The organism is Nocardioides ochotonae, assembly GCF_011420305.2.
Classification (GTDB): domain Bacteria; phylum Actinomycetota; class Actinomycetes; order Propionibacteriales; family Nocardioidaceae; genus Nocardioides; species Nocardioides ochotonae.
Genome location: NZ_CP061769.1, coordinates 2467978 through 2490193 on the forward strand (window position 1 = coordinate 2467978; position 22216 = coordinate 2490193).

Consider the following 22216-nt stretch of genomic DNA (forward strand, 5'->3'; position numbering starts at 1 on the left):
GGCACGCTGAGCCCATGCACGTCGTCATCGCCGGCTCCTCCGGCTTCCTGGGCACCCACCTGCGCGCCGAGCTCGAGCGCCGCGGGCACCGCACCACCGCGCTCGTACGCCGCCCCGCATCCGGCAGCGGGGAGTCGACCTGGGACCCCGGCGCGGGCACCCTCGACCGCGACGTCGTCGCGTCCGCCGACGTGGTCGTCAACCTGGCCGGCTCCCCCACCCTCGGCAACCCGCACTCCCAGCGCTGGGCGCACGAGCTCGAGCAGAGCCGGGTGCGCACCACCCAGGTGCTGGCCCGTGCGGTGGCCGAGTGCGCCGGCGGCGGACGGCCGCCGGCGTTCCTGGCCGGCAACGGCATCTCCTACTACGGCGACCACGGCGACCAGGAGCTGAGCGAGGTCTCCGACAGCCGCGGCCAGGCGCTGCTGACCCGGGTCACCCGGGTCTGGCAGGCGGCCGCCCAGCCCGCGATCGACGCCGGCGCCCGCGTGGTGGTGCTGCGGACCGCGCCGGTGATGGACCGCCGCGCGGCGCCGCTGCGCCAGCTGCTCCCGCTCTTCCGCGCCGGGCTCGGCGCCCGGCTGGGCGACGGGCGCCAGCACATGCCGATGTGCTCGCTGCGCGACTGGGTCGGCGGGGTCGTGCACGCCGCGGAGCACCCGGACCTCGACGGGCCGATCAACCTCACCTGCCCCGAGCCGCCCACCAACGCCGAGTTCACCCGCGAGCTCGCCGCGCAGCTGCACCGGCCGGCCCTCGCGTTCGTCCCGGGCCCGCTGCTGCGGCTCGGCGCGGGCGCCATGGCGCCCGAGCTGCTCGGGTCGCTCAACGTGCGGCCCGCGCGGCTGCTCGACAGCGGCTATGAGTTCCACGACCCGGACGTCGCCGCGGTGCTCGCCACCGGGCTCGCCGCCTCGTGAGCACCTCCCGGGCTCCCGAGCGGCTGCGCGTGACGCGGCCCGACGGGACCAGCTTCCACCTGAGCCTGCGGCCCGCCGCCGAGGGCGCGCCCGCCGTGCTGGTCGTGCCCGCGATGGGGCTCGGCTCGCGCTACTACCTGCGGCTGCTGGCCGCGCTGGAGGCGGCCGGCGTCAGTGCCGCCGCGACCGAGCTGCGCGGTCACGAGGAGGGCGGGGAGCCTGCCGGGCGTCGGCGCGACTTCGGCTACGGCGACCTCGTCGACGACCTGGACCGCGCCGTCAGCGCCCTCGCGGCCCGGCTGCCCGGCGCGCCGATCCACCTGCTCGGCCACAGCATGGGCGGCCAGCTCGCGGCCGTGGAGGCCGCCGCCCGCCCCGAGCGGCTCGCGGGACTGATCCACGTCGCGTCCGGCACGCCGTACTGGCGGGTGTTCTCGCCGCGGATGCTGGCGATGACCCAGCTGGTGCCGGTGATCGCTGCGGTGCTGGGGCACTTCCCCGGTGACCGGTTCGGCTTCGCGGGCCGCGAGGCCCGCACCCAGATGACCGACTGGGCGCGGCTGGCCCGCACCGGACGCTTCGTCTTCGGCCGGCCGAGGCGCGACCACGGCCGGGCGATGGCGAGCACCGCGCTGCCGGTGCTGTCGGTGTCGCTCGAAGGCGACGAGCTCGCCCCGCCGGCCTCCGTCGACGACCTGGCCGGGCGGTTCCCGAGCGAGCACGTCGAGCGGGTCCACCTCGACCCGGTGGCGCTGGGCTACGCGGAGGTCGACCACCTGCGCTGGGCCCGCCACCCCGGCGTCATCGTGCCGACGCTCACCGACTGGCTGGCGCGGGTGCACCGGCGCCCCTGACCGCGGCCACCTGCCAGAGCTCGCCGGCGCGACGCAGCACGATCACCCGCCGCGAGGCCCGGTCGACCGGCAGTGCCTGCCGCACCCCGGGCCCCACGGCCACGCCACCGACGAGCCGGTCGGTCACGTCGAGCACCAGCCGCTCCGGCCCCGCGCGGCGTACGTCGAGGCGCAGCAGCTGGGTGCGCAGGTCGCGGACCACCAGCCCGCGCCGAGTCCAGGCCACCAGCATCTCGACGTCGCGCTGCCCGGCGACGCTGCTCGGGACGTAGAGCCCCGACAGCGCCACCGCGTCGCCGGCGGCCCACGCCTCGGCACGGCGAGCGTCCCACTCGGCGAGCACCTCACGGGCCATGGTGCGCGGGAGCACGACGTCCTCCGAGGGCACCGTCCCCTCCCCGAGGTTGGCCGTATCGACGCTCTCGCCACTCTCGCCGCGGGAGCGCGACTCGGCCACGACGACCACGGCGGTGCCGACGAGCAGCGGCAGCACGACGACCACGAACAGGATCGGGAGCCAGCGCGCAGACCTCATCCGTGGTTCCTACCGGCTCGCGGCGTCAGCGCGCAACGCTCGTCCACAGGCACGGGCAGGCCCGGGCCGCACCTCGACACGGCGTACGCTCGACGCGTGACTGAGCTGCACTTCGAGGAGGCCGGCCTGGGGGCCGACGCGATCGACTACCTGGCGGCCTGGGAGCTCCAGCGCGAGGTCCACGCACGCGTCGCCGACGGCGAGCAGCCGGGCACCGTGCTGCTGCTCGAGCACCCGCCGGTCTTCACCGCGGGCAAGCGCACCCTTCCCGAGGAGCGCCCGCTCGACCCCGGCGGCGCCGACGTCATCGACGTCGACCGCGGCGGCAAGATCACCTTCCACGGCCCTGGCCAGCTGGTCGGCTACCCGATCGTCGCGCTGCCCGACCACGTCAAGGTCGTCGACTACGTACGCCGCGTCGAGGAGGCGCTGATCCGGGTCTGCCGCGACCTCGGCGTCACCACCGCCCGGGTCCCGGGCCGCAGCGGCGTGTGGCTGCGCGCCGACGACCGCGGTCCCGAGCGCAAGATCGCCGCGATCGGAATCAGGGTCAGCCGCGGCGTCACCATGCACGGCTTCTCGCTGAACTGCGACGTCGACCTGGACTGGTACTCCCGCTTCGTCCCGTGCGGCATCGCCGACGCCGGCGTCACCTCGCTGAGCGCCGAGCTCGGCCGCGACGTCCCGGTCGCCGAGGTGCTGCCGCTGGTGCGCCGCCACGTCGCCGACCTCCTCGCCTGGGGCCCGTACGACGCCACGCCGGACTACGAGCCGCGCCCGGACCCGGCCAAGGCACCCCGCATCCAGCTGCTCACCCCCGGCGGCAGCTGACCCCTCGCGGTCCAGACCGGCGGCGTGGGTGCCACCCGCCGTCGGCGCCCGCTGCTTGGATCACCAGGGGCCAAACGGGCCCGGTGACGAAGGGCAGGCCGTGAGCGAGCTGGTGATCGAGACCTCCGGGCTCCGCAAGGAGTTCCGGGGGCGAGGCGGCGTGCGTGTCGCCGTGCACGACCTGGACCTCGCGGTCCCCGCCGGCGGGGTGCACGGCTTCCTGGGCCCCAACGGGTCGGGCAAGACCACGACGATCCGGATGCTGCTCGGGCTGGCACGCGCCACCCGCGGCGAGATGCGGCTGTTCGGCGAGCCGGTCCCCCGGCGCCTGCCGGCCGTGGTCGACCGGATCGGCGCGGTCGTGGAGTCCCCGAAGTTCTCCCCCAACCTCTCCGCACGGCGCAACCTGCTGCTGCTGTCGCGCTCGATCGGCGTGCCCGACAGCCACGTCGACGACGCCGTGGAGACCGTCGGCCTCAGCGGCCGCGAGAAGGACCGGTTCAAGTCCTACTCCCTCGGCATGAAGCAGCGCCTCGCGATCGCCGCGACCCTGCTGAAGAAGCCGGACCTGCTGATCCTCGACGAGCCCACCAACGGCCTCGACCCGGCCGGCATCCGCGAGATACGCGAGACCATCCGCACCCTCGCCGACGCCGGGGTGACGGTGCTGCTGAGCTCCCACATCCTCGCCGAGGTCCAGCAGGTCTGCACCTCGGCCACGATCATCGGCCAGGGTCGCCTGCTCGCCTCCGGCACCGTGGAGGACCTGCTCGGCAGCGGTACGGCGTACCGCGTCGCCGCCGCGGACCCCACCGCCGCGGCCCGCGCGCTGGCGAGCAGCGGGCTGGTCGTCTCCCCCGACACCGCCGGGTCGCTGCGGGTGGAGACCGACGACCCGGAGTCGATCACCCGCCGGCTCGCGGAGGCGGGGATCTGGCTCACCGAGCTGACCCCGCTGCGTCCCGACCTCGAGACCTTCTTCCTCGAGCTCACAGCGGCCTCCTCCCTCGACGGCCCCGACACCTCGACGACCGGCTACGTCACGACCCCACAGGAGACCGTCCGATGATGCGCCTGTTCCGTGTGGAGCTCACCCGGCTGCGCTGGCGCCGCGCGGTCGTCGCGCTGATCGGCCTCGCGATCGTCATCCCTGCCGTGATCGGGTTCAGCCGCGTCTGGGAGACCCGTCCGCCGTCGGCGGAGCGGCAGGCCAGCATCGACGCGATGATCGAGAAGGAGAGCAACCGCAAGGGTGTGCAGCGCCGGCTCGCGAAGTGCATGGACGACCCGGACGGCTGGGGTATCGAGCCCGGCGACGACCACGCCGCGAGGTGCGAGGAGTGGGTGCTCCCCCAGGCCGAGTGGTACGGCGCGCCGAAGCTCGACCTCGCCGAGGAGCACGCCGGCAGCGCGCTGGGCGTCGTGACGGTCCTGGGCATGATCGCGATCCTGGTCGGCACGACGTTCGCCGGGCACGACTGGGCGAGCGGGTCGATGAGCAACCAGCTGCTCTTCGAGCCCCGCCGCCACCGGGTCTGGCTGGCCAAGGCCGCGGCCGTGACGGCGACGGTGTTCCTCCTCGCCGCGGTCGTGACCACCGGCTGGTGGTTGACGCTGTACGCCGTCGCCAACGGCCGCGGGCTCGAGATCCCCGATGGGCTGGTGCGCGACGGCCTCGAGCAGGGGCTGCGCGGCGCGGCGCTGGCCGCGGTGGCGGCGCTGGTGGGCTTCGCGCTGACCATGCTGTTCCGCAGCACCGTGGCCACGGTCGGGGTCCTGTTCGCCGTGGTCCTGGTCAGCGGCACGCTGATGGCGGTGCTCGGCCTCGACGGCGAGGGACGCTGGCTGCCGCCCAACAACCTGGCTGCGGTGGTCCTGAACGGCTCGACCTACTGGGTCGAACCGCCGGCCCTCTGCGACGCACCGCTGGTGCCGGCGGACGTGAACTGCAGCGGCGAGCGGCACCTCAGCCTCGCCCAGGGCGCCGGCTACCTCGGCGTCCTGACGCTCGGGATCGGCGCCGCCTCGCTCGGCTCGCACCGGCGTCGCGACGTGCCGTGAGCCGCCCGGGACGCCCGGACCGCGTCGGCGCGGATGCCTGCCCGGCGCCTGCGCCGATCGCGGGCGGGTGAGGCGCGCGGCGTACAGTAAGGGGGTGACTCAGGCGCCCGCACCCGAAGGCAGGAAGCTCCTCCGACTCGAGGTCCGCAACGCGGAGACCCCGATCGAACGCAAGCCGGAGTGGATCAAGACCCGGGCCAAGATGGGCCCGGAGTACACCGAGCTGATGGGCCTGGTGAAGTCCGAGGGCCTGCACACCGTGTGCCAGGAAGCCGGCTGCCCCAACATCTTCGAGTGCTGGGAGGACCGCGAGGCGACCTTCCTCATCGGCGGCGACCAGTGCACCCGCCGCTGCGACTTCTGCCAGATCGACACCGGCAAGCCCCAGGCCCTCGACCGCGACGAGCCCCGCCGGGTCGCTGAGTCGGTGCAGAAGATGGAGCTGCGCTACGCCACCATCACCGGCGTCGCCCGCGACGACCTCGAGGACGGCGGCGCCTGGCTCTACGCCGAGACCGTGCGCGCCATCCACGAGCTCAACCCCGGCACCGGGGTGGAGAACCTGATCCCCGACTTCAACGGCAAGCCCGACCTGCTGCGCGAGGTCTTCGAGTCGCGCCCCGAGGTGCTGGCACACAACGTCGAGACCGTGCCGCGGATCTTCAAGCGGATCCGCCCCGCGTTCCGCTACGAGCGCTCCCTGGACGTCATCACCCAGGCCCGCGACTTCGGGCTGGTCACCAAGTCCAACCTGATCCTGGGCATGGGCGAGACCCGCGAGGAGATCAGCCAGGCGCTCCAGGACCTCCACGACGCCGGCTGCGAGCTGATCACCATCACCCAGTACCTGCGCCCCTCGCTGCGCCACCACCCCGTCGAGCGCTGGGTCAAGCCGCAGGAGTTCGTGGAGCTGCGCGAGGAGGCCGAGGACATCGGCTTCTCCGGCGTTCTGTCCGGCCCGCTGGTGCGTTCGTCGTACCGTGCCGGACGCCTGTACCGTCAGGCGATGGACGCCCGCCAGGGCGCCTCGGCCTGACCCTCAGGTCCGAAGGGCACCCGTCCGTCGGATCGGCCGAACCGCTCGACCAGAACTCGACCAGACAAGGGCACACCCAGCGCAATGGCGAAGGAACCGAAGGCCGCGAAGGCTCCCAAGGCCTCGAAGGCGACGAAGGGGAAGGCACCCGCCGACCCCGGCAAGATGAGCCGTCGACAGCAGATGGCCGAGACCTACCGGATGACCAAGAAGAGCGATCCCCGGATCGGTCTGTGGATCCTCGGCTCGTTCCTGGTCTTCGGCGCCATCGGCTTCACCATCTTCAAGATCCTCCCCGGCAGCGGCGTGATCGAGTGGATCCTCTCCGTCGTCGGTGGCCTGCTGTTCGGTCTGCTCGCCGCGATGATCATCTTCGGCCGCCGCGCGCAGAACGCGGCGTACAGCCAGATGGAGGGCCAGCCCGGTGCCGCCGCGGCGGCGCTCGGGATGCTGCGCCGCGGCTGGGTCACCGAGCCGGCGATCGCGTTCAACCGCCAGCAGGACGTCGTGCACCGCGTCGTCGGCCCGCCCGGCATCGTGCTGATCGGTGAGGGCAACCCGACCCGGGTGCGCCAGCTGCTGGCCTCCGAGCGCCGCAAGCACGAGCGCGTCGCCTCCGAGGCGCCGATCCACGAGATCGTCTGCGGCCGCGGCGAGGACGAGGTCCCGCTGCCCAAGCTGGTGCGCAAGGTGCAGAAGCTCGGCCGCAAGGTCAAGGGCCCGGAGCTGACCGACATCATCCACCGGCTCAAGGCGATGGACGCCAACCGCTCCAACATCCCGATCCCCAAGGGTCCGGTGCCGACCAGCATGAAGGGCATGCGCGGCAACCTGCGCGGCCGCTGAGCACCGCTCCCCCCACTGGGCTTCCCCAGATACGCCGACGGGCGCCGACCATCACGGTCGGCGCCCGTCGTACGTCGTGGGGCTGGGATCAGGAGCGGGTGCCGCCGCCCGCTCCCGCGCCGCCGCCCATCGAGCCCATCAGGTCCTCCATCGAGGTGGTCTCGTCGGCCGGGGGCGCCTCGATGTCCGCGTCGGTGCCCCAGTTGTCGAACGACATGCTCACGGCGCCGGACTTGCCCATGTCAAGGTCCATGCGGCGGAACCGCTCGTCGTCGTCGAAGACGATCTCGACGTCCATGGTGGCCGGGACCTGGTCCGCCTGGGCGCCGAGACCCTGGAGGTTGGCCGCGCCGAGGAGCTCCTTGGTGTCGACGGTGAGGCGGTACTGGTCGGCGTCGTCGCCGTTCGCGTCGGTCTCCCCGACGTACACGACCTTGGTCAGGCCCTTCTCGAAGGTCTCGAGCAGCTGGCGCATGTCCATCTGGGAGCCGAAGTCCATGCCCAGGCCCTCCGCGGCGTCCTCCAGGTCGAAGGTGACCCACTTCTCGCCCATGTCGGGGGACTTCATGTACATGACGTTGTCGACCATGACCATCTCGATGTTCTGGCCGGGGCCGAGGCCCGTGAAGGACATCTCCATCGCGGCGGGGTCGCTGCTGTAGTCGATGACGCCCTTGGCGGTCACGTCCGTCCCGTCGCCGTCGACGTCCATCGTGTAGTCGGCGGTGGAGAGGTCCTCGACCGAGGCGCGGTAGAGCTCCATGAACTCGTCCTTGTCCACGGTCTCGCCGGGGGCGGCGTCCGGACCGTCGCCGGTCTCCCCGGCGGGTTCGGCGCTGGACTCCGAGGACTCGCTGCTCTCGGCCGCGGCGGCCTTGGTGGGCTCGCCCTCGTCCTCACCGCAGGCGCTCAGGGAGCCCAGGGCGAGCGGGACGAGGGCAGCGGCGGCGGCGCTGCGGACGGTCAGGGAGCGTCGGGACATCAGGTGGCCTCTCTCGGGGCTTCGGGGTCTGGTTCCACGGTAGGTCCTACCCCGAAGTGAGCTCAGCGACCCGTCATCCCCCGCCATGTCTGCAACGTCACGGTGGCCGAGCCGACCGCAAGGTCGTGCAGGCCGCGGCCGTCGGGGCGGAACACCAGCGGCGGGATGACCAGGGCGATGAGGATCTGGCGGACGAAGGCCTGGATCAGCCCGATCGGGCGCGGGTCGCCGTTCACGCGTACGACGCGCAGGCGGGTGGCGATCTGCCCGAACGAGCCGCCCAGCAGGGCGGTGAACAGCGCGGACTCCACGACGAAGACGAGCAGCACCCAGAAGCTGGCGGCGCTGTCCTCAGCGTACCGCTGGGGGCCGACGACGAGCACGACGGCCAAGGTGGAGGCGGCCCAGTCCACGATCAGCGCCAGCATGCGTCGCGCCCAGCTGGCCGTCTCCACGTTCGTCTCGGTCACCCCTCTAGGCTAGTTGGCGCAGTCCCGGGCCCCACGATCGCCCACGCGATCTGGACCGGGAGCACCTGTTACATGCCGGAAACACACCGGGTACCGTCTGGAAACTGGCCCACGACAGATTGTGGGCACTAGGCCGGAGCAACGGGGCCCCGCGCCGCCCGGCTTTTTCCCACATGCCGGCTGCGTACTCGGTGCAGCCAAGGAGGATGAATGTTCCAGAACAGCGACGAGCTGCTCAAGTACATCAAGGACGAGGGCGTCGAGATGATCGACGTCCGCTTCTGCGACTTGCCCGGCATCATGCAGCACTTCACCGTGCCGGCGTCGTCCTTCGACCAGTCGGTCTTCGATGACGGTCTCGGCTTCGACGGCTCCTCGATCCGCGGTTTCCAGGCCATCAACGAGTCGGACATGTCGCTGTTCCCCGACGTGACCACCGCATACCTGGACCCGTTCCGCACCGCGAAGACGCTGGTCGTGAACTTCTTCATCCACGACCCGATCACCGGTGAGGCCTACTCCCGCGACCCGCGCAACATCGCCCGCAAGGCGCTGGCCTACCTGGACACCACGGGTATCGCGGACACCGCGTTCTTCGCCCCCGAGGCGGAGTTCTACATCTTCGACAACGTGCGTTACTCCACGGGTGTCAACGAGAGCTACTACCACATCGACTCCGTCGAGGGCTGGTGGAACTCGGGCAAGGAGGGCGACAACCTGGGCTACAAGACGCGCCTCAAGGGCGGGTACTTCCCGGTTGCGCCGTACGACCACTACACCGACCTGCGCGACGTGATGGTCAAGAACCTCGAGGCCTCGGGCCTGCAGGTCGAGCGCGCTCACCACGAGGTCGGCACCGCGGGTCAGGCGGAGATCAACTACCGCTTCGACACGCTGCTCAAGGCCGCGGACGACGTGATGAAGTTCAAGTACATCATCAAGAACACCGCCTGGGAGGCCGGCAAGTCGGTCACCTTCATGCCGAAGCCGATCTTCGGTGACAACGGCTCGGGCATGCACGTGCACCAGTCGCTGTGGAAGGGCGGCGAGCCGCTGTTCTACGACGAGACCGGGTACGGCGGCCTCTCGGACATGGCCCGCTGGTACATCGGCGGCATCCTCAAGCACGCCCCGTCGCTGCTGGCCTTCACCAACCCGACGGTGAACTCCTACCACCGCCTGGTGCCGGGCTTCGAGGCGCCGATCTCGCTGGTGTACTCCTCGCGCAACCGCTCCGCCTCGATCCGGATCCCGCTCACGGGCTCCAACCCGAAGGCCAAGCGCGTCGAGACCCGCTTCCCCGACCCGTCGGCGAACCCCTACCTCGCGTTCTCCGCGCTGATGCTCGCCGGCATCGACGGCGTGAAGAACAAGATCGAGCCGGCCTCGCCGATCGACAAGGACATCTACGAGCTCCCGCCGGAGGAGATGGCCGAGATCGACCAGGTCCCGACCTCGCTCGGTGCCGTGCTCGACGCGCTCGAGGACGACCACGACTACCTGACCGTCGGCAACGTCTTCACGCCCGACCTGATCGAGACGTGGATCGACTACAAGCGCACCAACGAGATCGCGCCGGTGCAGCTGCGTCCGCACCCGCACGAGTTCGAGCTGTACTACGACATCTGATCCGGCGTTGGTCGAGGTGCAAGGGCCGTTTGCCCGAGCCTGAGACCTAGTCCGATCAGCACGAACGCCGTCGAGCGACCCTTGGTCGCTCGGCGGCGTTCGCCGTTTCTCAGCGTTGGCTCTCAACCGTCCGGCGCAGGCCGCGCCTCGCCCGCGCCACCGCTCCCCCTGGGCCAGGTCGCATCACGCCTGAGAAGCAGTCGACCGTCCATACCAGTCGCAGATACGACGGCCGAAAGTTAAAGTCGGTCCGTGATGACCCAGTCATGGATAGGCGAGTTGATCCTCCTCTGGGACGCGCCGCCCGCACCGAACTGGCTAGGGGACGGAGTCTCCGACGCGGCAACGGAATCACCTGCTGGCGTCTGGAGCCTCACCTTCTGCGGCACTGAAGTACCTCACCTGATCGCCCGCGCGGCGTCCGCCTGCCAGTCGGCAGCCCGCCAGAAGGCGAAGTTCACGATAGTCACCTTCGATGTGGAAGGTCAGGACCAGGAAACCGCCTGGGAGATGCCCGTATCGGACCTGTCCAGGGTGCCCTCGATGGACGTTTCCTCCCCCGGCGCCACCCTTCCGAGGCGCTGGCTCCTGAGCGTTCATCTGCGGATCCCCCTTCGAGGAGCTGAGACTCTGGCGCGATCCTCGGGGGGTGGGCTGGAGGTGGACGCTCACTCGGGATGGGTGGTGGCGACCGAGCAAACGGAGGACGCCTTGGTCTGGGCCCGACTGCTTGCGCTCCTCGACAGGGTCGTGGCGGCCACATCCCTCGTGTCCAGCGGCACCTTCATCAATGTCTCGGTGCGGATCGAGGACGCCGACCTCGACGAGCGAAAGGTGTTCGACGGGGCGCAGCTGGCACCATTCGGTGGCTGAGGGCGCGGCCGGCAGCCGGTTCCTCGAGCCACCGTGGCGAGAGACTGCAGCCCAGCACCGAGACCGGACGTGGTCACCCCGCACCGAGAGGGACGCGGGACACCGGTGGATGCAGCAGGGCCTGATCGACCTTGCGAGCCCGCAGTCCTGACTTGCCGAGACGCAGGCAAGGGCCATTGCGTGGGGCCGTGGTCCGCCAAGAGCCCGCACGCGGGCCACCCTCGATCGGTGCCACGCACCGGGGTTCGAGCACACGCTGCGGGGCTCGGCGTCGTTCTCCGCGACACCTGACCCGGCCACGCTGAATCCGCCCGGGTCGCAGCGAATGCACCGTGCAGCTCGACGAGGTCGATCCAGTCGAGACCATCGTCGAGCCAGCGGTCCCGCTCGAGCGACGTGAGTGTGTCCGGATCAGCGGGTCACGATGCGTCCGCCGACAGCCTGCCAGGCGGCGATGCCGCCCGCGAGGTGCTCGGCGGCGGTGAAGCCGGCCTCGCGCAGCTGCGCGAGCGCCACGCCCGAGCGGTTGCCGCTCGCGCAGTAGACGGCGTACGTCGCCGACGGGTCCAGCTCGGCGACCCGCGCAGCGAAGTCGGCGTCGCTGGCGTCGAGGTTGACCGCGCCGGGGAGGTGCCCGGCGGCGTACTCCTGCGGCGTGCGCACGTCGAGGACGACGACGTCCCTCCGCTCGGTCCGCTCCCGGAACTCCTCGACGTCAATGCCGGGGACCGGGTCGGCGGCGGAGGCCGGGGTGGAGGCGGCCGGCGCACCGGCCTCCTCCTCGCTCGCGGTGCCGCAGGCGACGAGGACCAGCGCGGCGGCGAAGCCGGCGAGCACCGGGCGGGCGCCGGCGATCCGGGTCAGCACGGCGGTCAGCGTCCCATGAGCCTGGCGAGGAAGCCGCCCCGGCTCGCGCCCGCCTCGTCGGCGTGGCCGTTGCACCACTGCCCGGCCGGCACCATCGCCTTGACCTGTGCGACGTGCTGTCCACATCCGCGCCAGGTGGTCTTGCCGCACGTCTTGCAGGTCTTGGGCGAGCACATGGGGTTCTCCTTCGGTTCTGCGCCGCCGAGGGATCCGGCGACTGCCACGACCTTAACCCCCCGGGGGGTTAAGGTCGAGAGGGGGTCGGGTCGGTCCCGCTTCAAGCCGGGCCGTTGGGCCCTACACCCCGTACGTGGCGCGGGTCACGGTAGGTCGTGCCCTCGGTCCGCACGTGAACGGAGAGTCCATGCCCGCGCCGTACGACCACAGCCCCGTCGACGACCTGGCCGAGCACCTCGTCGTCGAGTACGCCGGGGGTGTGCCGCCCGGTCAGGTGGTGAGCGCCGTCGAGCGCGCCCATGTCCTGGCCTGCCACTCCGCCGACGCCGGGCCCGCCCGGCTCGCGCTGTGCGAGTCGATCGCGCGCCGGCTGCTGCACGACCGGATCGTCGCGAACCGCCGTGCGTGGGCCGCCGCACCGCGTTTCCACCCCGCGCGGCTCCCGAAGCGCGGCACCTGAGCGGTCCTCCGGGTGCCGGACTGCACGCCGGCATGGGTCGCGAACGGCGGCGGGCCCGGTGCGCCACAGCTCGGGCTCCGGGTTGCTCCCCTCCGGGGGGGGATCACCTCGGAGCCCGGCCGAGCCCGGCGACGAGCCAGGTCGCGGCTACCGACCGATGAGCCCGAGCGCGGCATCGACGATCGAGGTCGTGTCGATCCCGTGGAGCGCGTAGGCGTCCTCGAGGGCCGAGGACTGACCGAAGTCGGTCACGCCCAGGCACTGGATCCGGTCCCCCCGGGCGGCGGCGAGGAAGGCGAGCGTGTGCGGGTGGCCGTCGAGCACGGTGACCAGCGGCGCCGGGTGCTCGGGCGGCAGCAGGGTGTCGAGGATGCCGCCGCCCGCGGGCCGGCGGCGGCCTCGTTGTTGGAAGGAGCGGAACACCAGGTCGGCGCTGGTCAGACAGACCACGCCGGTGACGACGCCGAGCCCCTCGAGGAGCGCCGCCGCAGCCAGCACCTCGGGCATGATCGCGCCCATGCCCACGAGCGTGACCTGCTCGGCGCCGGGCTCGTGCTGCGTGATCCGGTAGCCGCCCGCGACGGCGTGCCGGCGACGTCGCTCGAGCAGCGTCGGGTCCTCGGGCAACTGGGCCAGCGCCGGGTCGATCGGGCGGGTGGACAACCGGAAGTACGCCGACGTCCCGCCCGCGACGCCGACCTGCGACATCGCCCGCAGGAAGGTCCACTCCAGGTCCTGCGCGAACGCCGGCTCCCACGCCACGCACCCCGGCTGCTCCAGCCCGATCGACGGTGTGGTGATCGACTGGTGTGCGCCGCCTTCGGGAGCCAAGGTGACGCCCGAGGGGGTGCCGACCAGGATCGACTGCCCACCGGCGTACAGACCGTAGGACCACGGCTCGAGCGCCCGTGACACGAACGGGTCGTAGAGCGTCGCGATCGGGATCAGTCGTTGGCCCCACCGACTCCAGGTCGCTCCGAGCTCCCCGAGCAGACCGACGAGGTTGACCTCGGCGATCCCCAGCTCGATGTGGCGGCCAGAGCTGGTCTCCGACCAGCGCAGGAGGCGCTCGCGGTCGTCGGCGAACCAGTCGGTCCGGTCGGTCACCGACCAGACCCCGGTCTTGTTGATCCAGCCGCCGAGGTTCGTGGACGACGCCACGTCCGGACTGCACGTCACCACGTGCTCAGCCATGGCGGGAACGTCGCGTGCGACGTCGGCGAGCAGTCGCCCCAGAGCCGCCTGGGTGGAGATCGGCTTGCGATGGGGCCGACCCAGCGTGACGGGGACCTTCAGCGGCGGGGGTGGGGAGACGGCGACCCGCCGCAGCTGGTCCGCCCGCCGGGCGCACAGCCGCGCGGCCGCGGTGCCCTCGTCGAACCCGCGCCACGGGTCGTCCAAGGTGGTCCCGCTGGCGTCGGCGAGCTGCTGCATCTGCGGCTCGGTCAGCAGCGCGGAGTGGTTGTTGGGGTGGCCCTCGGTCGGGAGACCACGCCCCTTGACCGTGTAGGCGAAGACGACCGTCGGCCGGTCCTCGTCCACCCCGGCGAAGGTCTCGACCAACAGACCCAGGTCGTGGCCACCGAGGTCACGGATTGCAGCAGCAAGCACCTCCGGCTCGAGACCGGTGACGAGCGCCCGCAGCTCCGGCGACCCGCCCTCGGCCAGGAGGCGGTCGGCGACCTCGTCGGCGCCGACGCGCAGCATCCGCTGGAACTCCTCGTTCGGCATCCGCTCCAGGCGCACCCGCAGCTCCGCGCCTCCCGGGCGCTCGAAGAGCTCGCTGATCAGCCGGCCCCACTTCAGGGTCACGACCTGCCACCCGGCGGCGGCGAACATCCCCTGGAGCCGTTCGATCTGGATGTCGGGCACGACCCGGTCCAGCGACTGGCGGTTGAGGTCGACCACCCACAGCAGCTCACCCATCCGCGCGACCGCCGGGTCGGCGACCGCCTCCCAGATCGCGCCCTCGTCCAGCTCGGCGTCGCCGAGCAGGCTGATGAAGCGGCCCGCACGCGGCGTGTCCGAGAAGTGCGAGGAGGTGTAGCGATGGGCCATCGCCGCCCAGAGCGAGGCGGTCGCCCCGATCCCCACCGACCCGGTGGAGAAGTCGACGGTGTCGGGGTCCTTCAAGCGGCTGGGGTAGGACTGCAGCCCGCCCAGGCTTCGCAGGGTCGGGAGGTACGCGGGGTCCAGGTCACCGAGGAGGTAGTTGACGGCGTGCAGCACCGGAGACGCGTGCGGCTTGACCGACACCCGGTCCTCTGCGGTGAGCTCGTGGAACCACAGGGCAACCATGATGTCCACCATCGACGCCGAGGACGCCTGGTGGCCGCCCACCTTGACGCCGGAGGAGTTGGGCCGCTGCCGGTTGGCCGCGTCCACGATCGCCGTGGACAACCAGAGCACCCGCTGGGAGATCTCCCGCAGGGTCGCCAGGGTCCCCTGCGTCGGGGCCGCTCCCGGGGCGTCGAGCTGGGTCACGCGGAGTCCTCTCGGTTCGGCAGGCACGGGAACCCGCCGGCGTGTGACAGCGCACCGGGCAACCGCTCGGCCAACCTACCCTCGAGCCAGGCCACGGTTGTCGCGATCGCTCGGATCGTCGTGGGCGCGGGCAGAGCGAGACTTGCGACACCCCGGCTAGGTTGGCGTCATGGCGCGGGCGGTGAGCTCCGACGACACCTGGGACCTCGTGGTCGTCGGGGCGGGGCCGGCCGGTTCGGTCACCGCGCTCTCGGCGCTGCGGGCGGCGCCGCACCTGCGGGTCCTGCTCCTCGACCGCGCTGACTTCCCCCGCGACAAGTGCTGCGGCGACGGGATCGCGCCCCACGTCGGCGACGTGCTGCGCGAGGTCGGTGCCGAGTCGGTGACCGCGGGCTGGCGGCCCGTCGAGGTGTTGCGGCTCTCCCGCGGCGACCACGCTGTCAGCGGCACGATGCAGCGCTCGGTGTGGGTGATCCCCCGCGAGGTCTTCGACGCCCGCCTGGTCGCGCACGCGGTCGCGGCCGGCGCCGTGCTGCGGCGGCAGCGGGTGCGCGAGGTGGTGGTCGAGGACGGCGCGGCCACCCTCGACGGCGAGATCCGCGCGCGGGTGGTCGTCGGCGCCGACGGCGCCGAGTCGGTCGTCCGCTCCGCACTCGGGCCCGCACGGGCGCCGCGCCGCGCACTGGCCCTGCGCGGCTACGCCCCGACGCTGCCGCAGGGCACCGGTCGCCAGCTCATCCGGTACGGCGAGCGGCGGCAGCCGTCGTACGCCTGGGCCTTCGACCGGGGCGACGGGTGGTCCAACGTGGGGTACGGCGAGCTCGTCGACCACGACGGCGCACAGCGCCCCACGCGCGCGCTGCTGCTCGACCAGCTCGAGCTGCTGCTCCCCGGCTACGTCGAGGGCGGCACCGCCTGGCGCGGCCACCACCTGCCGCTGTCGAGTTGGCGCTGGGACCAGCCTGACGGCCGGGTCCTGCTGGCCGGCGACGCGGCGGGGCTGGTCAACCCGATGACGGGCGAGGGCATCTTCTACGCCACCCTCACCGGCCTGCTGGCCGGCCGCGCGGCCGCGAGCGCGATCGCCGACGGCTCCCCCGCGGCGGCCGGCGCTGCCTACCGCTCCGCGGTACGCCGCCGCCTGTCCCGCCACCTGCGGCACACCTGGACCGCCTCCCAGCTCACCCGCCGACCCCGCGTCGTGCACGCCGGGATCAGCGCGGCGACCCACGACCCGGCCGCCTTCGACGGCCTCGTCGAGCTGGGCCTGGGCGACGGGCGCATCACCGCACGCCTCGGGCTCGCCCTGGGCCGTTCCCTCCTCACCCACCCCGGGAACCGGTAACGCCCGCGCAGATCACCTCCGCTTCGTCACCCACTCCCGGAATCGGTCGATCTCGATCTGATACGCAAGGCTCGGGTAGTCACTCCACCGCGGGTTGCCGGGCCACAGCAGCTCGACCTCCACGTCGTTGTCGCGAACCGTGATCGAGTAGAGCTCCCGCGTGTCGCGACGAGAGCCGACGACCATGCCGGTCACGACGTGGTCACACGTGAGCTCGCTGGTTCCCTCGGCCGACGCGCCCGGCACGAGGAAGGTGGCCAGCAGGAACTCAGTCGACGAAGCCGCCCGCATCACGATCGGGACCGTGACCTCGAGCGCCGGTCCCGGTCAGGGCGTGACGATCGCGAACGCCGGGTTCGGTTGGTCGAGCAGGGACAGGATCGTCTGCAGGTTTCCCGGATCCCCGTCGAGCTGTACGTCCTCATGTCCGGCGCCGGCCAGGAGCGCGAGCAGCTCTGGCTTGGTGAGGGTGACGACCACCCCGGCCGGGTCGGCCTTCTGGGTGGGGTAGTGGATGAGGACGCCGTTGGACAGCTCCATCCGGTAGGTCTCGTCGCTGTCGGTGAAGTGCCAGCGCACCGACGCCGCAGTGCCCCAGGCACGCTGGGCGTCGACGCGGATGGCGATGCTGTCGAAGAGCTGGGTGACGGTGAGAGCCTGGAGCATTCCCGAGGACGCGACCGGGGCGGCTGACGTCTCCTGGTGGAGCTCCTGGGCGCCGGTGAGGAAGTTGTTGCGCCACGTGGCGCACTCGGCGCCGTAGCCGAGCCGGGTGAGCACCTCGGTCAGTAGGTCGACGGCGTCCTGGTGCTGCGGGTCGGCGAACACGGCGTGGCTGGCGAGCTCGGCCGCGAACCGCAGATCGCCGCCCTCGGCATACTCGCGCGCCTTCGCGACCGTGGCGTCGATGCCTCCGATGACCTCGACGTAGCGCGATCCGAGGGCCTCGGGCGGGTGCTGCCACAGGTGTGCCGGGTTGCCGTCGTACCAGCCGAGGTAGCGCTGGTAGATCGCCTTGACGTTGTGGCTGACCGAGCCGTAGTAGCCGCGCGCGTGCCACGCGGAGTCCAGTGCGGGCGGCAGCTCGAAGTCCTCGGCGATCTCGGCGCCGGTGAGTCCTTGGTTCATCCGGCGCAGTGTCTGGTCGTGGAGGTAGGCGTAGAGGTCGCGCTGCTCGGTGAGGAGCGCGACGATGTTGTCCCGGCCCCAGGTGGGCCAGTGGTGGGAGGCGAACGCGACGTCGGTGTCGTCGGCGAACAGCTCGATCGCCTCGGCGAGGTAGCGCGACCAGCCGCGGGCGTCACGGACCTCGGCGCCACGCAGGGTGAGGATGTTGTGCAGGTTGTGGGTGGCGTTCTCCGCCATGCACAGCGCGTGATGGTCGGGGAAGTGGAAGTTCATCTCCGCCGGTGCTTCGGTGCCAGGCGTGATCTGGAACCGGATCCGGACGCCGTCGAGGACCTCCTCCTGACCCGTGTGGGTGATGTCCAGGGTGGGCGCGAGCAGACCTGGGGCTCCGGTCGAGGTGCCCGACCCGAGGCCGACACCGAGGGTGCCGGTCGCGTCCACGGGGAGTCCCATCCCGGTGTGATAGACCCCGCGACGCAGCATCGCGGTTCCGGCATACACGTTCTCCGACACGGCGTGCTCGAGGAACCCTGCCGGGGCGATGATCGGCACGTCGGTATCGGCGTCGACCACGCCGAGCACTCCGCCGAAGTGGTCGATGTGGGAGTGGGTGAAGATCACCGCCCGCACGTCATGCTCCCCGCGATGCTTCCGGTACAGCGCGAGCCCGGCGGCGGCCACCTCCATCGAGACCGCCGGGTCGATGACGATGATCCCGGTGTCACCTTCGACGATCGTCATGTTGGACAGCTCGATGCCGCGCAGCTGGAAGATGCCGTCGGTGACCTCGAACAGGCCCTGGATCGCAGTCAGCTGGCTCTGTCGCCACAGGCTCGGATCCACCGTGTCCGGGCAGTCCCCCGCCGTCACCGCGGCGTAGATGTCGGCGTCGTAGACGACCCTGCCTTCGGCGTTCTTGATCTGCCCGGGCTCGAGACGAGCCACCAGTCCGCGCCCCGCGTTGTCGAAGTCGGTGCGGTCCGAGTAGTCCAGTGCCATGTCACGACGCTAAGCAGCCGTCGCTGGCCGTCGCGTCACCCGCGCTGGGTGAGTGGATCGCCGGGTTCAGGACACCCCGTTGAGCACGCCGTACCCCAGGATCAGCACACCGGTGGCCGCCACCGCGCTGGCCACCACGCCGGCCGCGGCGCGAGGAGTGCGCAGGCGGGTGGCCGTGACGCCGATCAACGCGGCGCCGGCCGCCAGACACAGCGTCCAGTAGACCGGGCTGGTGTCGGAGGCGACGACGGTCAGGCCGTAGATCCCGTCCGCGATCAACACGCCCGCGAGCGTGCCCGCACCGAGCGCGGCGTGGACGACGCGGTGCCCCATGATCGCAGCGGCGGCTGCACCGACGAACGGGCCGGCGATGACGCCGACCACACTCCACAGCACCGGGTCGTAGGAGAGCCCACGCAGCTGCGAGGCGACGGTGTAGCCCAGCACCAGGGTGACGAACGAGGCGACCCCGAGCGCGGCGCCCCCGGTCAGCGAGGGCCGGGCGGCGGCGACGAGCAGGGCGGTCAGCACCGTCCAGCCGGAGGGCGAGTTCGCGAACGACGCCAGCGCGTCCGGCAGCACGCCCTGCGCCCACGAGGTCAGGCCTCCCAGCAGCAGGCTGGCGGCGAGGACGGCCAGGGCGGACGAGATAGCGCGGAGAGAGGCGTTCACGACTCCATCGTCGACGCGCGCTGTGGGCGATCGGCACGGTTCGGGTACACCCGGTACCTGGGTCCAGAAGGTCGGCACCAGCGGAGGAGAGGACGCCATCGACGGGGCCGTCGGCCATCGGGACACCCTGCGCCGGGGACCCCCGGCAGTCCCGCGACGTGGCATCACTCGTGCGGCGACGTGCCTGTGGCGACGGCGCTGCGTGCGGCGCTCGCTCGGAGGCGGTCGGCCAGGGCGAGGACCTCCTCACGCAAGGCCGCCGGGGTGAGCACCTCGAAGTCCCAGCCGAGCCCGGCGAGCATGCGGGCCATGCCGTCCAGGTGCTCGGCGCGCGTCTCGAGCAGCACCCCGTCGGCGTGCGCGCTGAGCCGGCCCACGCTCCGCGGGAGCCGCTCGCCTGCATCCGCGAGGGTGGTCCGCAGGACGACGGCGACCTCGTGCGACCACTTGACCGCGGCGATGCCCGACACGACCTGGGTCGTGGCGTCGAAGTCGGCAGGGACGACGTAGGAGCCGGCTCCCTGGGCGAGCGAGGCGATGCGGTCCAGGCGGAAGGTCCGTACGTCGTCGCGGGAGTGGTCGTGCCCGCTGACGTACCACCGGCCGGAGTGGAAGACCAGGCCGTACACGTCGAGCTCGCGCCGCGACTCCCGCCCGGCCCAGTCGGTGTAGGTGATCGCGACGGTGCGCCGGGCCTGCGCGGCCGAGGCGAGTCCGAGCAGTGTGTCGGCGCCGGCGGGAGCGGTGGCGCTCACCGGGGTCGTGAACTGGGCGGTCGACAGCAGGCTCTGGATCCGCTCCCCCAGGCCCAGCGGCAGCACCCGCGAGACCTTGGCCAGCGCGCTCGCAGTGGCTGCCTCGCCGGTCGTGGCCAGCCCCGCGCGCTCCGCGGCTGTGAGCCCCAGGACGACAGCGATCGCTTCGTCGTCGGTGAGCATCAGCGGCGGCAGCTTGTAGCCCGGGGCGAGCCGGTAGCCGCCGTACCGGCCGCGCTGCGCCTGGATGGGGATACCGAGGTCGGTGAGGTGCTCGGCGTAGCGCCGGACCGTGCGCTCATCGACCCCGAGCCGGGCAGCGAGCTCGCCGACCGTGCGCTGGCCGCCCGCCTGGAGCAGCTCCAGCATGGCGAGCACACGGGCGGTGGGGCGAGTCACGGCCCTCCTCACCGCCCCTCGCTGCCCGAACAGGGACGGAACAAGATCGTTCGGCATACCGGGCGGAACCTGTCCACAATCCACTCTAGCGTCGACACCATGACCACGACCACCTATGTCCTCATCCCTGGCTTCTGGCTCGGCGCCGAGGTCTGGCGCCCGGTCGCCGACGCGCTGCGAGCGCGCGGGGCCCTCGTACACGCCCTCGACCTCACCGGGATGGGCGAGCGCGCCCACCTCGCCACCCCCGAGACCGACCTGACCACCCACATCGACGACGTCGTGGACCTGATCGAGCAGCACGACCTGCACGACGTCGTGCTCGTCGGCCACAGCTATGGCGCCCTCGTCGCGACCGGCGCCGCCGACCGGATGCCCGACCGGGTGGCGCAGCTGGTCTACATCGACTCGGGCCCGCTGCCCAACGGCATCGCCCAGGCCGACTTCGAGGGCCCCGACGCGCGCGCGGCCAACCACGACCTGGTCATGACGCGGGGCGAGGGCTGGCAGCTCCCCCCGCCGGACTGGGCCGCACTGGCTACCGAGGTGCCGGGGGTCGACGACGCGGCGGTCGCCGCACTGGTCGACGGATCCCGCCCCCAGCCCTGGCTGACCGCGACCCAACCGGTCGCGCTCACCGGCGCCTGGGAGCGACTGCCTCGCACCGGGGTGCTGTGCAGCTTCGGTGTCGAGCAGCTGCGGCAGATGGCACCGCACGCACCGGTGTTCGCGCACATGGTCGACGGCGACTGGACCTACCGCGAGCTCCCGACCTGGCACTGGCCGATGGTGAGCCGGCCCGCGGAGCTCGCCGAGGCGCTGGACTCGGTCGGCCGCTAGTACGGCGGGCGAAGCACCGGCCGGTCGTATGGTCGTGCCATGCCTGAGTTCACCTGGCTCCCCGCCAACCGGGCGACCGTGGACGACGTCGAGGCGGTCTTCGGCAGCGGCAGCGCCCGCAAGTGCCGCTGCCAGGCCCTGAAGGTGCCGGGGTGGATCTGGCGCGACACCACCCAGGAGCAGCGGGACGCCGCGCTGCTCGAGCAGACCGCCTGCGGCACCGCTGGCCCGACGTCCGGCCTGATCGGCTACGTCGACGGCGAGCCGGCGGGCTGGGTGGCGGTCGAGAGGCGTGAGGACTATCCGCGGCTGTGGAGCCGCAAGCAGCCGTGGATGCGGATGGACCCCGAGCTGGCAGGCGTCTGGTCGGTGACCTGCTTCGTCGTACGCAAGGGTTGGCGCAGGTCAGGACTGACCTACGAGCTCGCCGCCGCCACGGTCGAGTACGGCCGGCAGGTCGGCGCCCAGATCCTGGAGGGCTACCCGATGGAGCAGCCGCCCGGGCGCCGCGTGATCTGGGACGAGGCCTCGGTCGGGCTGGTGCAGGTCTTCCTCGACGCCGGCTACGAGGTCGTCGCCGCGCCCACGCTGCGCCGGCGCGTCGTACGACGGCGACCGGACGCCCCCTCCACCCCGCTGCCCTAGGAGGCGACGGTCACCACGAAGACCACGTCGTCGGGCTCGGACAGGTCGGTGCCGAGCACGGTGACCCGGTGCGTGCCCGGCTCGACGCCCATGGCGTCGTACTCACGACCGTGGACGTCGCGCACGCTCAGCTGGCCCTCGGACTCCACCTCGAAGTCGCCGAGGTGGTCGAGATCGGGGCGGTCCACGACGGCGGCCTCGGTCGAGGGAACGATCTGCACCTGGACGGGGCCGACGCTGGTGGCGCGCAGGCCCACCGCCAGGCAGTCAGGCGTGGCGGCGACGTTGGCGTCGCCGAACGAGCTGGGCGGGGTGAAGTCCTCCCGTCCAACGAGCAGGACGACCGGATAGCTGGGACGGATCTGGGGACTCACAGCGGCAGCATCGCAGGGCGCACCGACAGTCCGA

The 22216-nt window shown here is 72.0% G+C and carries 24 protein-coding genes; 13 read left to right on the top strand and 11 right to left on the bottom strand.

The features are described from left to right. Positions 1–14 precede the first annotated feature (14 nt). The gene (locus HBO46_RS11935) at positions 15–920 is read left to right on the top strand and encodes a TIGR01777 family oxidoreductase (RefSeq protein ID WP_166139253.1); all 906 of its coding nucleotides are present in this window, start codon (positions 15–17) and stop codon (positions 918–920) included. Continuing rightward, positions 917–1774, top strand: coding sequence for an alpha/beta hydrolase family protein (locus tag HBO46_RS11940; protein WP_166139251.1), 858 nt, complete (start codon positions 917–919; stop codon positions 1772–1774). Before HBO46_RS11935 ends, HBO46_RS11940 begins: the two co-directional genes overlap by 4 nt. Here the strand turns inward: HBO46_RS11940 and HBO46_RS11945 are convergent. After that, positions 1737–2309: a hypothetical protein gene (locus HBO46_RS11945; protein WP_166139249.1), complete on the bottom strand. Its 573-nt coding sequence runs from the start codon at positions 2307–2309 to the stop codon at positions 1737–1739. The genes HBO46_RS11940 and HBO46_RS11945 overlap by 38 nt on opposite strands. Positions 2310–2405: 96 nt before the next feature. Here HBO46_RS11945 and lipB point away from each other — a divergent pair, with 96 nt between their 5' ends. The 5 genes from lipB to HBO46_RS11970 all read left to right on the top strand — a co-directional run bounded on the left by lipB (position 2406) and on the right by HBO46_RS11970 (position 7083). Next, on the top strand, positions 2406–3140 hold the full coding sequence (gene lipB, locus HBO46_RS11950) for a lipoyl(octanoyl) transferase LipB (protein ID WP_166139247.1): 735 nt from the start codon (positions 2406–2408) through the stop codon (positions 3138–3140). Between the two features lie 100 nt (positions 3141–3240). Further along, on the top strand, positions 3241–4209 hold the full coding sequence (locus HBO46_RS11955; protein ID WP_166139245.1) for an ABC transporter ATP-binding protein: 969 nt from the start codon (positions 3241–3243) through the stop codon (positions 4207–4209). After that, positions 4209–5201, top strand: coding sequence for a hypothetical protein (locus HBO46_RS11960; protein ID WP_166139243.1), 993 nt, complete (start codon positions 4209–4211; stop codon positions 5199–5201). The genes HBO46_RS11955 and HBO46_RS11960 overlap by 1 nt, the downstream gene beginning before the upstream one ends. Before the next feature lie 94 nt (positions 5202–5295). Beyond that, positions 5296–6237 carry a lipoyl synthase gene (gene lipA, locus HBO46_RS11965; protein WP_166139241.1) on the top strand — a complete coding sequence of 314 codons (942 nt, stop codon included), beginning with the start codon at positions 5296–5298 and terminating at the stop codon, positions 6235–6237. Positions 6238–6321: 84 nt separating this feature from the next. Then, positions 6322–7083, top strand: a complete 762-nt coding sequence (locus HBO46_RS11970) for a DUF4191 domain-containing protein (protein WP_166139239.1) — start codon at positions 6322–6324, stop codon at positions 7081–7083. An 88-nt stretch (positions 7084–7171) separates the two neighbouring features. Here HBO46_RS11970 and HBO46_RS11975 read toward each other — a convergent pair whose 3' ends face one another. After that, on the bottom strand, positions 7172–8065 hold the full coding sequence (locus HBO46_RS11975; protein WP_166139237.1) for a DUF6612 family protein: 894 nt from the start codon (positions 8063–8065) through the stop codon (positions 7172–7174). 62 nt (positions 8066–8127) lie between these two features. Next, a complete protein-coding gene (locus tag HBO46_RS11980; RefSeq protein WP_224769017.1) occupies positions 8128–8535 on the bottom strand; it encodes an RDD family protein in 408 nt (135 codons plus the stop codon). Positions 8536–8745: 210 nt separating this feature from the next. Between HBO46_RS11980 and glnA the strand changes: the two genes are divergently transcribed. Both glnA and HBO46_RS11990 read left to right on the top strand, forming a co-directional pair. Then, a complete protein-coding gene (glnA, locus tag HBO46_RS11985; RefSeq protein WP_166139236.1) occupies positions 8746–10164 on the top strand; it encodes a type I glutamate--ammonia ligase in 1419 nt (472 codons plus the stop codon). A 252-nt stretch (positions 10165–10416) separates the two neighbouring features. Then, positions 10417–11037, top strand: coding sequence for a hypothetical protein (locus tag HBO46_RS11990; RefSeq protein WP_166139234.1), 621 nt, complete (start codon positions 10417–10419; stop codon positions 11035–11037). A 411-nt stretch (positions 11038–11448) separates the two neighbouring features. On the opposite strand, the gene HBO46_RS11995 is transcribed toward HBO46_RS11990, so the two are convergent. Beyond that, positions 11449–11904 carry a rhodanese-like domain-containing protein gene (locus HBO46_RS11995; protein ID WP_166139002.1) on the bottom strand — a complete coding sequence of 152 codons (456 nt, stop codon included), beginning with the start codon at positions 11902–11904 and terminating at the stop codon, positions 11449–11451. 5 nt (positions 11905–11909) lie between these two features. Beyond that, a complete protein-coding gene (locus tag HBO46_RS12000; protein WP_166139232.1) occupies positions 11910–12080 on the bottom strand; it encodes a hypothetical protein in 171 nt (56 codons plus the stop codon). Positions 12081–12253: 173 nt separating this feature from the next. Here HBO46_RS12000 and HBO46_RS12005 point away from each other — a divergent pair, with 173 nt between their 5' ends. Then, positions 12254–12541, top strand: coding sequence for a hypothetical protein (locus HBO46_RS12005; RefSeq protein WP_166139230.1), 288 nt, complete (start codon positions 12254–12256; stop codon positions 12539–12541). Positions 12542–12688: 147 nt separating this feature from the next. On the opposite strand, the gene HBO46_RS12010 is transcribed toward HBO46_RS12005, so the two are convergent. Next, positions 12689–15025, bottom strand: a complete 2337-nt coding sequence (locus HBO46_RS12010) for a transketolase-like TK C-terminal-containing protein (protein ID WP_166139228.1) — start codon at positions 15023–15025, stop codon at positions 12689–12691. Between the two features lie 169 nt (positions 15026–15194). On the opposite strand from HBO46_RS12010, the gene HBO46_RS12015 reads away from it, so the two are divergent. Beyond that, positions 15195–16370, top strand: coding sequence for a geranylgeranyl reductase family protein (locus HBO46_RS12015; protein WP_166139225.1), 1176 nt, complete (start codon positions 15195–15197; stop codon positions 16368–16370). Between the two features lie 12 nt (positions 16371–16382). On the opposite strand, the gene HBO46_RS12020 is transcribed toward HBO46_RS12015, so the two are convergent. From HBO46_RS12020 to HBO46_RS12035, 4 genes are all read right to left on the bottom strand, one after another. Continuing rightward, the gene (locus tag HBO46_RS12020) at positions 16383–16664 is read right to left on the bottom strand and encodes a hypothetical protein (protein WP_166139223.1); all 282 of its coding nucleotides are present in this window, start codon (positions 16662–16664) and stop codon (positions 16383–16385) included. A gap of 33 nt (positions 16665–16697) precedes the next feature. Next, the gene (locus HBO46_RS12025; protein WP_166139220.1) at positions 16698–18497 is read right to left on the bottom strand and encodes an alkyl/aryl-sulfatase; all 1800 of its coding nucleotides are present in this window, start codon (positions 18495–18497) and stop codon (positions 16698–16700) included. Between the two features lie 66 nt (positions 18498–18563). Then, on the bottom strand, positions 18564–19169 hold the full coding sequence (locus tag HBO46_RS12030; protein ID WP_166139218.1) for a DUF6518 family protein: 606 nt from the start codon (positions 19167–19169) through the stop codon (positions 18564–18566). Between the two features lie 164 nt (positions 19170–19333). Beyond that, positions 19334–20323, bottom strand: a complete 990-nt coding sequence (locus HBO46_RS12035) for a helix-turn-helix transcriptional regulator (RefSeq protein ID WP_166139215.1) — start codon at positions 20321–20323, stop codon at positions 19334–19336. Between the two features lie 99 nt (positions 20324–20422). On the opposite strand from HBO46_RS12035, the gene HBO46_RS12040 reads away from it, so the two are divergent. Together HBO46_RS12040 and HBO46_RS12045 are read left to right on the top strand one after the other, a co-directional pair. Further along, a complete protein-coding gene (locus HBO46_RS12040; RefSeq protein WP_166139213.1) occupies positions 20423–21163 on the top strand; it encodes an alpha/beta fold hydrolase in 741 nt (246 codons plus the stop codon). A 39-nt stretch (positions 21164–21202) separates the two neighbouring features. Continuing rightward, positions 21203–21808, top strand: coding sequence for a GNAT family N-acetyltransferase (locus HBO46_RS12045; RefSeq protein ID WP_166139210.1), 606 nt, complete (start codon positions 21203–21205; stop codon positions 21806–21808). On the opposite strand, the gene HBO46_RS12050 is transcribed toward HBO46_RS12045, so the two are convergent. Continuing rightward, positions 21805–22182 carry a hypothetical protein gene (locus HBO46_RS12050; protein ID WP_166139208.1) on the bottom strand — a complete coding sequence of 126 codons (378 nt, stop codon included), beginning with the start codon at positions 22180–22182 and terminating at the stop codon, positions 21805–21807. The genes HBO46_RS12045 and HBO46_RS12050 overlap by 4 nt on opposite strands. Positions 22183–22216 lie beyond the last annotated feature (34 nt).

Excerpts from the sequence above, each read along its gene's own strand:
- HBO46_RS11935 (WP_166139253.1), top strand. The coding sequence starts at position 15 with ATGCACGTCGTCATCGCCGGCTCCTCCGGCTTCCTGGGCACCCACCTG.
- HBO46_RS11945 (WP_166139249.1), bottom strand. The coding sequence starts at position 2,309 with ATGAGGTCTGCGCGCTGGCTCCCGATCCTGTTCGTGGTCGTCGTGCTG.
- HBO46_RS11960 (WP_166139243.1), top strand. The coding sequence starts at position 4,209 with ATGCGCCTGTTCCGTGTGGAGCTCACCCGGCTGCGCTGGCGCCGCGCG.
- HBO46_RS11970 (WP_166139239.1), top strand. The coding sequence starts at position 6,322 with ATGGCGAAGGAACCGAAGGCCGCGAAGGCTCCCAAGGCCTCGAAGGCG.
- HBO46_RS11975 (WP_166139237.1), bottom strand. The coding sequence starts at position 8,065 with ATGTCCCGACGCTCCCTGACCGTCCGCAGCGCCGCCGCCGCTGCCCTC.
- glnA (WP_166139236.1), top strand. The coding sequence starts at position 8,746 with ATGTTCCAGAACAGCGACGAGCTGCTCAAGTACATCAAGGACGAGGGC.
- HBO46_RS12000 (WP_166139232.1), bottom strand. The coding sequence starts at position 12,080 with ATGTGCTCGCCCAAGACCTGCAAGACGTGCGGCAAGACCACCTGGCGC.
- HBO46_RS12015 (WP_166139225.1), top strand. The coding sequence starts at position 15,195 with ATGGCGCGGGCGGTGAGCTCCGACGACACCTGGGACCTCGTGGTCGTC.
- HBO46_RS12025 (WP_166139220.1), bottom strand. The coding sequence starts at position 18,497 with ATGGCACTGGACTACTCGGACCGCACCGACTTCGACAACGCGGGGCGC.
- HBO46_RS12040 (WP_166139213.1), top strand. The coding sequence starts at position 20,423 with ATGACCACGACCACCTATGTCCTCATCCCTGGCTTCTGGCTCGGCGCC.
- HBO46_RS12045 (WP_166139210.1), top strand. The coding sequence starts at position 21,203 with ATGCCTGAGTTCACCTGGCTCCCCGCCAACCGGGCGACCGTGGACGAC.